Source organism: Pseudomonas sp. SDO5522_S412 (assembly GCF_054071215.1).
The window spans coordinates 1-9,683 of record NZ_JBSVWQ010000213.1 but is presented as its reverse complement, the minus strand read 5'-3'; the positions used below and the strand labels follow the sequence as shown (position 1 = coordinate 9,683).

The window sequence follows — 9,683 nt, the reverse complement described above, 5'->3', positions numbered from 1 at the left end:
TTGCTCCCGCTGGGCTGCGAAGCGGCCCCAAAATTCTGGGAGCGCTTCGCACTCCAGCGGGAGCAAGCTCCCTCGCCACAGCAAGCTCTCTCGCACAGTGCTTCGGAGGCGGCCTTGTACAGCGTATGATGTTGCGCTATTGACTCACCTGCGGATCATCTACATGTCCAACCTCTCCTCCACCCAGCCTGCCCGGGGCTGGTCCTTCTGGTGGAAACCAGCGCTGTTCCTGCTGGTGGCCTGCGTCGGCCTCTACTACGTGAAATGGTCGCCCTACTACGCCAAGGCGTTTATCGCGGCAGACAACCACAGCATCGGCGCCTCGATTCTCAACGACCAGCAAAGCGCGCCACTGGCCGCGGCGCTGGCCTATGCCCAGGTGTATTTCCTGGCGATCTGGAAGGCTGCGGTGCTGGCGGTCATTCTCGGCTCATTGCTGCAGGTGCTGATCCCACGGGACTGGCTGCTGCGCCTGTTTGGCCGTGCCGGGCTGGGATCTACCCTGCGTGGCGGGCTGTTCGCCCTGCCGGGGATGATGTGCAGTTGCTGCGCCGCTCCGGTGGCGGCCGGTATGCGTCGGCAGAAAGTCTCGGTCGGCGCGGCGCTGGCGTTCTGGATTGCCAACCCGGTGCTGAACCCGGCGACACTGGTGTTCATGGGCTTTGTGCTGGGCTGGGGCTTTACCGCGCTGCGGTTGGTGGCCGGGATCGTGCTGGTGGTGGGTGTTTCGCTGGTGGCGCAACGCATCGCGCGGCCGGAGCAGGTACCGGAAGCCGCGCTCGACGCCGTGGCCCAGGCCAGCCATGCCGAAACCGAACCGTTCCTGACCCGCTGGCTGCGCACCCTGTGGCAGCTGTTCTGGAGCACGATTCCGGTGTACATCCTGGCGGTGCTTATCCTTGGCGCGGCGCGGGTCTGGCTGTTTCCCCACGTGGACGGCGCCATGGCCAACAGCCTGGTGTGGCTGGTGCCTCTGGCGATTGTCGGCACGTTGTTCGTGATCCCGACCGCCGCCGAAATCCCCATCGTGCAGACCATGATGACCCTCGGCATGGGCACCGGCCCGGCCGTGGCCTTGCTGATGACACTGCCGAGCGTGAGCCTGCCGTCGCTGCTGATGCTGCGCAAGGATTTCGATGCGCGGGTGCTGGTGACCGTGGCCGGGCTGACGATGCTGATGGGGGTGGTGTGTGGGCTGATCGGGGCGTTTATCCTGTAGTGATTGGGTGAGTTTGAGGGCCTCTTCGCGAGCAAGCCCGCTCCCAAACTTTGACTGCACTCCTACAGGATAAATGCGGTCGAATGTGGGAGCGGGCTTGCTCGCGAAGGGGCCGGCAAACTCAATCAATCACGTACGCCGAGCGAGCCTGTCCCGGAAATACTCCACCACCGCCGCTTGCTCTCCCGCAAACTCGATGCGTGCGCCTTTGCTTTCCCGCTGGAACGCATACATCGGGTCGTAGTACTCACGCAACAGCCCTTCAATCCAGCCGCGGTGCAAATCCACCGCGCCGCTGCTGGCTTGTTCTGCCAATGCTTCCTGCATGATCGCGTGCAACCGCGCAAACCGCTCGCCGCCCAGGCGCTTGTGGATATTGGCCAGGCTCTGGGTCAGGCGCTCGGCAAACAGTTCCTGGCCAGTGTCGCCAAACACCGCGACAAACTCGGCGCAGAGGTCCACTACATAATCCTTCAGGATGCGCTCCACCCGGCCTTCAACGCTGTCTTCCAGCCAGACCATCGGGAAGCCCTGCATGCCTTTGTGCAAGGGCAACGGCAGCGCGCAGCTGCCGATCATGCGGCTCTCATCCTCGACCACAAACTGCTCGATACCGGCGGCGCGCTTTTTCAGCAGGTCCACCGCCAGGCGGTTTTCGAAGTCGATGTTGGAAGGTTGCGCCGTGGCGCGTTTGCCGAAGCTGGAACCGCGATGGTTGGCGTGGCCTTCCAGGTCCAGGGCGTTGTTCAACTGGCCGAGCACTTCGGTCTTGCCGGTACCGGTCATGCCACCCAACAGTACGAAGTCGCATTGCGCGGTGGCGCTTTCAACCGTGTCGAGCAGGAAAGTCCGCATGGCCTTGTAGCCACCGCCCACTCGCGGATAGTCAATACCCGCCTCGGTTTTCAACCATTGCTGGGCAATCTGCGAACGCATCCCGCCGCGAAAGCAGTACAGCAGACCATCCGGATTGGCCTGGGCAAAACGCGCCCAGTGTTCGATACGTTCGGCCTTGATCGCCCCGGACACCAGTTCGTGCCCGAGAACAATGGCCGCCTGCTGGCCTTGCTGCTTGTAACAGGTGCCCACCCGTTCGCGCTCGTCGTCGGTCATCAACGGCAGGTTGACCACCCCGGGAAACGCGCCCTTGATGAACTCGATCGGCGCGCGGGTATCCATCATCGGCCGGTCGTTGAGAAAGATATCGCGGTAATCGGTGATGTCGATGGGCATCAGAACACCTCTACCGCGTTGGTCTGTCGCTCAACCAGTTCGCCGATCGGCTCAAGGTTCAGGCCCAGCTCCGCCGCCACGGCGAGGAATTCGGCATTGCCTTCGGGGGTGACCGCCACCAGCAGCCCGCCGCTGGTTTGCGGGTCGCACAGCACGCGCTTGTGCAGTTCGTTCAGGCGCCCCAGCTTGCTGGCGTAGCTGTCGAAATTGCGCAAGGTGCCGCCGGGGACGCAGCCCTGTTCCAGGTAGTACTCAACCCCGGGCAGGCGTGGGACTTTTTCGTATTCGATGCGGGCAGTTAATTGGCTGCCGTCGGCCATTTCCACCAGGTGGCCCAACAGGCCGAAACCGGTGACGTCGGTCATGGCCGTGACACCGGCCAGCTTGCCAAAACGGCTGCCGGGTTTGTTGAGGGTGCACATCCAGTCACGGGCCAGGCCCACGTCGGCCTCGCGCAGCTTGCCCTTCTTCTCGGCCGTGGTGAGGATGCCGATGCCCAGGGGTTTGGTCAGGTACAGTTGGCAACCGGCGGTGGCGGTGTCGTTGCGCTTCATGTGGCGCTTTTCCACCAGCCCGGTGACGGCCAGGCCGAAGATCGGCTCGGGGGCGTCGATGGAGTGGCCACCGGCCAGGGGAATCCCGGCAGCGTCACACACGGAACGGCCGCCGCGAATCACTTCCCGGGCAATCTCCGGAGCCAGCACGTTGACCGGCCAGCCGAGAATCGCGATGGCCATCAACGGATCGCCGCCCATCGCATAGATATCGCTGATGGCGTTGGTGGCGGCAATGCGGCCGAAGTCGAAGGGGTCATCGACGATCGGCATGAAAAAGTCGGTGGTGGACACCACGCCGCGCTCCTCGTCGATGGCGTACACCGCCGCGTCATCGCGCGAAGCGTTGCCTACCCAGAGCTTGGGGTCGAGGTTCTGTGCGCCACTGCCGGCGAGGATCACTTCCAGTACCTGAGGTGAGATCTTGCAACCGCAACCAGCACCGTGGCTGTATTGGGTCAGGCGAATCGGCTCGTTCATGGGTATCCCTCAAGGCGTCAAGTGGGCGGATTCTAGCAGACAGCAAAAGGCCGACTGCATGCAGTCGGCCTTTATGTTCAGCCCTTAGTGTTTGGCAGCAAGCCGTTTATGCCGGTTGCGTCGCATCATGTTCAGGCATTCGATAGCCGCCGAGAACGCCATGGCCGCATACACATAGCCTTTTGGCACATGGGCGCCGAAACCTTCGGCGATCAGCGTCATACCGATCATGATGAGGAAGCCCAGGGCCAACATCACAATGGTCGGGTTGTCGTTGATGAACTTGGCCAGCGGCTCGGCCGCCACCAGCATCACGATCACCGAGACCACCACGGCAATGATCATGATCGGCAAGTGCTCGGTCATGCCCACGGCGGTGATGATGCTGTCGATGGAAAACACCATGTCCAGCAGCAGGATCTGGCCAATCGCCGAGGCGAAGCCCAGGGTCACGCTCGGCGCGCCGGTGTCCACATGCTCCTTCTCGGGGTCCATGCTGTGATGGATCTCGGTGGTGGCCTTCCACACCAGGAACAGGCCACCGGCGATCAGGATCATGTCTTTCCAGGAGAACGACTGCCCCAGGATGTCGATGACCGGCTCGGTCAGCTGCACGATAAAGGCGATGGTGCTCAACAGGCCCAGACGCAGGATCAATGCCATGCTGATGCCGATGCGGCGGGCCTTGGCCCGGTGCTTCACCGGCAACTTGTTGGTGAGAATCGAGATAAAGATCAGGTTATCGATCCCCAGCACGATCTCCATGACGATCAGGGTGGCCAGTGCGATCCACGCGGTCGGGCTGGCGGCCAGTTGTAAAAGGTAATCCATAGGTCATTCCTGGTGTTGTGTGCGGGTATCAGGTTTCTTGGGAGGTGGACTCAGGCTTGCTGTCTTCCTGTTCCGGCTTGTCCGGCTTGCCTTGCGGCGGTGCGATCAAGCCCTTGGTCGCGTCACTCAACGCCTGCTCGGCGGCCTGGTGGGTGTCGTCAATCACTTGCTTGGCCGACTCGGTGGCCTTGCCCAGCAGTTGTTGCGCGCTTTTTTCCGCTTGGTCACAGCCACTGAGCATGACTAATGAAAGCCCAAGTAACGCCGTTGCGCCCAGGGGATTGAGTTTCATGATGCGTTCCTCGTTAGAACCGTCGGGTCCAAGTAGTGGCCCCTCGATAGCGACGCATTCTATGCAGGGGAACACTTCAGGAAAATTCGTATTTTTTTCGTTTATACTTCGGTTTTCACGAAGTATTGGCCGCCATGCTCAATTACCGACAACTGCACTACTTCTGGGTCGTCGCCAAGACCGGCAGCATCGTGCGCGCCTGCGAGCAACTGAACCTCACGCCGCAGACCATCAGCGGGCAGATCAGCCTGCTGGAACAGACCTTTGGCGTGGCATTGTTCCAGAAGGTCGGGCGCCAGCTGGAGCTGACCGAAGCCGGGCGCCAGGCGCTGCCCTATGCCGAGCAGATGTTCCAGCTGGGCAATGAGCTTGAAGCGATGTTGCGCACCCAGCCCAATGAGCAGCAGATCCTGTTCCGGGTTGGCGTCGCGGATGTGGTGCCCAAGTCCATCGTCTATCGGCTGATTGCGCCAACCATGGAGTTGAGCGAGCCGATCCGCATCACCTGCCGTGAAGACAAACTCGAACGCTTGCTGGCGGACCTGGCGATCCAGCGCCTGGACCTGGTGATCTCCGACAGTCCGATGCCGCCGCACCTGGACATCAAGGGCTACAGCCAGAAGCTGGGGGAATGCGGCATCAGTTTCTTCGCAACCCAGGCATTGGCTGACCAGCATCGCGGCGATTTCCCACAATGCCTGCAGGGTGCGCCGCTGTTGATTCCGGGGGCGGAGACGGTGGTGCGCAGCCGTTTGCTGCGCTGGTTTGCCGAGCAGCAGATCCAGCCTCGGATTGTCGGGGAATTTGACGACAGTGCGTTGATGCAGGCCTTTGGCCAATCCGGCAGCGGGATTTTCATCGCGCCGAGCGTGATTGCCGACGAGGTGGAACACCAGTATGGCGTGGCGCTGATCGGCCAGACGGATGCGGTGACCGAATCGTTTTATGCAATCTCGGTGGAGCGCAAGGTCAAGCACCCCGGCATCGTGGCGATTACCGAAGGTGCCAGACGGGAGCTGTTCACTTCCCTGCCCTGAAGGCTCAGGCGCAGACGGCGCGGGTCTTGGCAGTCATCAGCCACAGCGCCAGCAGGATCGACAACAGGATAAAGCCCGCCGCGGCAAACCCGAGGCTGCCCAGGCCCAGGGTGTCGATCACGTGCCCGCCCACCAGCGCCCCCAGGCCAATCCCAAGGTTGGCCCCGGCAATGTTCAAAGAGGCGGCAAACGCCGGCGCATGGGGTGCGGCCTTCATCAGTCGCACATGGCTGACCAGAAACAATGCCGCCTGGGTCACGCCCCATACCGCCATCGCCGCCGCTAACCCGATCGTGGAATGGATGGCGGGCACCAGTGCCACCATGCCGGCGATCATGAAACCGCAGAACACCATCGACGCAATCAGCGGATGACGGTCGACCATGCGCCCGCCCAAAGAGTTGCCGATCAGGCCGACCGCGCCAAAGCCCATGAGGCACCAGCCCACTACCGTGCCGTCAAAACCCGCCAGGCGTTCGAGAATGTCTGCCAGGTAGGTGTAGGCGGTGAACATCCCGCTGAACACCAGGATCGACAGCAGGATATGGCCCTGCATCAGCGGGCTGCGCAAGATCTTGAACTGCGAGCGCAGGCTGACCTGGTCGTGCTTTGCCCGGGTCCTCGGCAGGTAGATAAACAGCAGCAGGGCCTTGGCGAACGCCACCACCGCGAGAATGCCAAAGGCGGTGCGCCAGCCGAACATATCGGAAATCAGCGTGCCCACCGGGATCCCGAAGACCGTGGCACACACGATGCCGAAGCCGATTTTTTCAATCGCGCGGCCGGCGAAGTCCGGCCCGACAATGTCCACCGCTGTTTCGCTGGCCAGGGCCCAGAACACCGGCAGCCCCAGTGCCGGGATCAACCGGGCCAGGGACATGACCCAGATATTCGAGGCCATCGCCGCCAGAGTGTTGGCCAGGCCGAACATGATCAGGATCGTGATAAACAGCCGCTTGCGCTCGAACCGGGCGAAATATGCGGTGAGGAACGGGCCAAACGCCGCCACGGTGAAGGCGAACAACGTCACCAGCAAACCGGCCTGGGACACGCTCACGTCGAGGTCGCGGGCGATGGAAGGCAAAAGGCCGACGATGATGAACTCTGTGGTCAGCACGGTAAAACCGGCTGCCGACAACAGCAGGATCGGAAACAGCATCAAAAACTCCAGAAAACAACGACATCAACGACAGCCCGGAGGGCCCGCTGATAGAGAAGAAATAAGAGGATGGGCAATGTTAACAGAATGTGTCCCATCGTGGTGACGGAACGCCGCACCCAGATTAGACGTTTCCTACAGATGTTAGACTTCGCCCCTGCCAGATTCATGCTGCCTAGCTGCATCTATTAAAAAAACCAGAGACAACCTCTTTATGACTGCTGCCCCTTCCCTCTTTCAACGCCTGATATCTATCAGCCTGGTCACCCAAATTGTCATCGGCCTGATCGCCGGTATCCTGTTGGCCCTGCTGTTGCCCGACGTCGCACAAGCTACCGGGTTTATTGGCAAGGTCTTTGTCTCGGCGCTCAAGGCCGTCGCGCCCATCCTGGTATTTGTGCTGGTAATGGCCTCGATTGCCAGCCACAAGCACGGCCAGGAAACCCATATCCGCCCGATCCTGTTCCTGTACCTGCTGGGCACGTTCGCTGCCGCCGTGGTCGCGGTGATCGCCAGCACACTGTTCCCCTCCTCGCTGGTGCTGGCCACCCACGATGTGGCCGTGAGCCCTCCCGGCGGTATCGGTGATGTGTTGCAAAGCCTGTTGCTGAGCGTGGTGGACAACCCGGTCAGCGCCCTGATGAACGCCAATTTCATCGGTATCCTGGCGTGGGCCATCGGCATGGGCATCGCCATTCGCCATGCCAGCGACACCACCCGCACCGTACTGGGCGACCTGTCCAACGGCGTCACGCTGATCGTGCGCATGGTGATCCGCTTCGCGCCCCTGGGGATTTTCGGCCTGGTGGCCTCGACCCTCGCCACGTCCGGCTTCGGCGCCCTGCTGGGCTACGCACACCTGCTGCTGGTGTTGATCGGCTGCATGCTGTTCGTCGCGCTGGTGATCAACCCGGCCATCGTGTTCTGGAAGCTGCGCCGCAACCCTTACCCGCTGGTGCTGATGTGCCTGCGGGAAAGCGGGATCACCGCGTTTTTCACCCGCAGTTCGGCGGCCAACATTCCGGTCAACCTGGCGTTGAGCAAGCGCCTGGGCCTGCATGAAGACACCTACTCGGTGTCGATCCCGCTGGGCGCCACCATCAATATGGCCGGCGCTGCCATCACCATCACCGTGCTGACCCTGGCCGCCGTGCACACCCTGGGCATTGCCGTGGACATCCCCACCGCCGTGCTGCTCAGCGTGGTCGCGGCGGTGTGTGCCTGCGGCGCGTCGGGGGTTGCCGGGGGCTCGCTGCTGTTGATCCCGCTGGCGTGCAGCCTGTTCGGCATTCCCAGCGAAATCGCCATGCAGGTGGTGGCCGTGGGCTTCATCATCGGCGTGTTGCAGGACTCGGCGGAGACCGCGCTGAACTCGTCCACCGACGTGTTGTTCACCGCTGCCGCGTGCCTGGGCAAGGAAGAACAAGCCGCGTAGACCTTGCGCGCACAAAAAAGCCCGGGGCGGTTCGTGAATGAACCGCCCCGAGCTTTTTTATTACAAGGCTTAGAACGCGCCCATGTAGTCGCGCTTGCCCACTTCCACGCCGTTGTGACGCAGCAAGGCGTAAGCGGTGGTGACGTGGAAGAAGAACTGCGGCAGGCCGTAGCTCAGCAGGTACGACTGGCCGCTGAAGCGCTTCTCTTTCGGGGTGCCAGGGCGAGTGATGATCTCGATGCCTTCTTTACCGTCGACCTGGGCCGGGGTGATGGTGTCGATAAACGCCAGGACCTTGGCGATCAGCGCTTGCAGGTCGGCGAAGGTGACTTCTGTATCGTCGTATTTCGGAACTTCGATTTCAGCCAGGCGGGCAGAAACGCCTTTGGCGAAGTCGACGGCGATCTGCACCTGGCGCACCAGCGGGAACATGTCCGGGTACAGGCGTGCCTGCAGGAAGGCGTTCGGGTCGATGTTCTTGGCGGTGGCGTGGGCCTCGGCCTTGTTCAGCACATCGCTCAGGGCGTTGAGCATTTGCTTGAAGACCGGGAGGGAAGCGGCGTACAGGGAAATAGTCATGACAGTCTCGACAGTTGTGGCAGGGTTTGAAACAGCCGCGATTATAGACATGCCGGCCACCGGCGCCGCTTGTCTTTTATTTTTTCAGGATTAGGCTAGTGAGCTCACTGCATTAGGGAAAGCGCGATGACCACCGAGCACGACACCACTTCCGAAGAACCGCGCCTGAACAGCACGGAAATCCGCATCCTTGGCTGCCTGATCGAAAAACAGGCCACCAGCCCCGAAACCTACCCGTTGACCCTCAACGCGCTGGTGATCGCCTGTAACCAGAAAACCAGCCGCGAACCGGTGATGAACCTCAGCCAGGGCCAGGTTGGCCAGAGCCTGCGGGCCCTGGAAGGCCGCGGGTTTACCCGGCTGGTGATGGGCAGCCGCGCCGACCGCTGGGAGCATCGGGTGGACAAGGCGCTGGAGCTGGTGCCGGCCCAGGTGATTCTCAGCGGGTTGCTGTTCCTGCGGGGGCCGCAGACGGTCAACGAACTGCTGACCCGCAGCGGGCGCATGCATGACTTTGAAGACGCCGAGCAGGTGGTGCATCAACTGGAACGCCTGATTGCCCGTGGGCTGGCGTTGTTGGTGCCGCGTCAGTCGGGGCAGCGGGAAGATCGGTACATGCACGCCCTGGGCGACCCGGCGGACATTGAAGCGATCCTGGCGGCGCGTGGGAATCCGGTGGAGCGTGGTGCGGGAAGTGGGGTTTCCCTGGAGCGTATCGAAGAGCTGGAAGCGCGGATTGCGGCGCTGGAAGAGCGCCTTTCGCGGCTCGAGTAATGTTTGTGGAGAGTGAGCTTCTGTGGTGATGGAGCTTTTGTGGCGAGGGAGCTTGCTGTGGCGAGGGAGCTTGCTCCCGCTGGAGTGCGT

General features: G+C 62.0%; 10 protein-coding genes. 4 read left to right on the top strand and 6 right to left on the bottom strand.

Translation table 11 applies throughout. From position 1 onward, the window contains the following. Positions 1 to 163 precede the first annotated feature (163 nt). A complete protein-coding gene (locus ACW9I6_RS26975; protein WP_003211251.1) occupies positions 164 to 1,219 on the top strand; it encodes a permease in 1,056 nt (351 codons plus the stop codon). 129 nt (positions 1,220 to 1,348) lie between these two features. Here the strand turns inward: ACW9I6_RS26975 and mnmH are convergent, their stop codons facing one another. The 4 genes from mnmH to ACW9I6_RS26955 all read right to left on the bottom strand — a co-directional run bounded on the left by mnmH (position 1,349) and on the right by ACW9I6_RS26955 (position 4,609). Next, positions 1,349 to 2,452 (bottom strand): tRNA 2-selenouridine(34) synthase MnmH, encoded by a 1,104-nt coding sequence (mnmH, locus tag ACW9I6_RS26970; protein ID WP_102604856.1) that lies wholly within the window; start codon positions 2,450 to 2,452, stop codon positions 1,349 to 1,351. Next, entirely contained in the window at positions 2,452 to 3,486 is a 1,035-nt protein-coding gene (gene selD / locus ACW9I6_RS26965; RefSeq protein WP_003211248.1) for a selenide, water dikinase SelD, read from the bottom strand. The genes mnmH and selD overlap by 1 nt, the downstream gene beginning before the upstream one ends. Positions 3,487 to 3,570: 84 nt before the next feature. Then, positions 3,571 to 4,317, bottom strand: a complete 747-nt coding sequence (locus tag ACW9I6_RS26960) for a TerC family protein (RefSeq protein ID WP_087694101.1) — start codon at positions 4,315 to 4,317, stop codon at positions 3,571 to 3,573. 28 nt (positions 4,318 to 4,345) lie between these two features. Beyond that, complete coding sequence (locus ACW9I6_RS26955) at positions 4,346 to 4,609, bottom strand: hypothetical protein (protein ID WP_177021650.1); 264 nt, start codon at positions 4,607 to 4,609, stop codon at positions 4,346 to 4,348. 134 nt (positions 4,610 to 4,743) lie between these two features. Between ACW9I6_RS26955 and nhaR the strand changes: the two genes are divergently transcribed. Next, on the top strand, positions 4,744 to 5,646 hold the full coding sequence (nhaR, locus tag ACW9I6_RS26950; RefSeq protein WP_457340037.1) for a transcriptional activator NhaR: 903 nt from the start codon (positions 4,744 to 4,746) through the stop codon (positions 5,644 to 5,646). 4 nt (positions 5,647 to 5,650) lie between these two features. On the opposite strand, the gene ACW9I6_RS26945 is transcribed toward nhaR, so the two are convergent. Next, positions 5,651 to 6,805: an MFS transporter gene (locus tag ACW9I6_RS26945; RefSeq protein ID WP_457340036.1), complete on the bottom strand. Its 1,155-nt coding sequence runs from the start codon at positions 6,803 to 6,805 to the stop codon at positions 5,651 to 5,653. 214 nt (positions 6,806 to 7,019) lie between these two features. Here ACW9I6_RS26945 and sstT point away from each other — a divergent pair, with 214 nt between their 5' ends. After that, positions 7,020 to 8,240, top strand: coding sequence for a serine/threonine transporter SstT (gene sstT / locus ACW9I6_RS26940; protein ID WP_457340035.1), 1,221 nt, complete (start codon positions 7,020 to 7,022; stop codon positions 8,238 to 8,240). A gap of 69 nt (positions 8,241 to 8,309) precedes the next feature. On the opposite strand, the gene ACW9I6_RS26935 is transcribed toward sstT, so the two are convergent. Then, positions 8,310 to 8,819 carry a DUF1993 domain-containing protein gene (locus ACW9I6_RS26935; RefSeq protein ID WP_003211233.1) on the bottom strand — a complete coding sequence of 170 codons (510 nt, stop codon included), beginning with the start codon at positions 8,817 to 8,819 and terminating at the stop codon, positions 8,310 to 8,312. Positions 8,820 to 8,945: 126 nt separating this feature from the next. On the opposite strand from ACW9I6_RS26935, the gene ACW9I6_RS26930 reads away from it, so the two are divergent. After that, on the top strand, positions 8,946 to 9,593 hold the full coding sequence (locus ACW9I6_RS26930; RefSeq protein WP_003211232.1) for a YceH family protein: 648 nt from the start codon (positions 8,946 to 8,948) through the stop codon (positions 9,591 to 9,593). Positions 9,594 to 9,683: the final 90 nt, after the last annotated feature.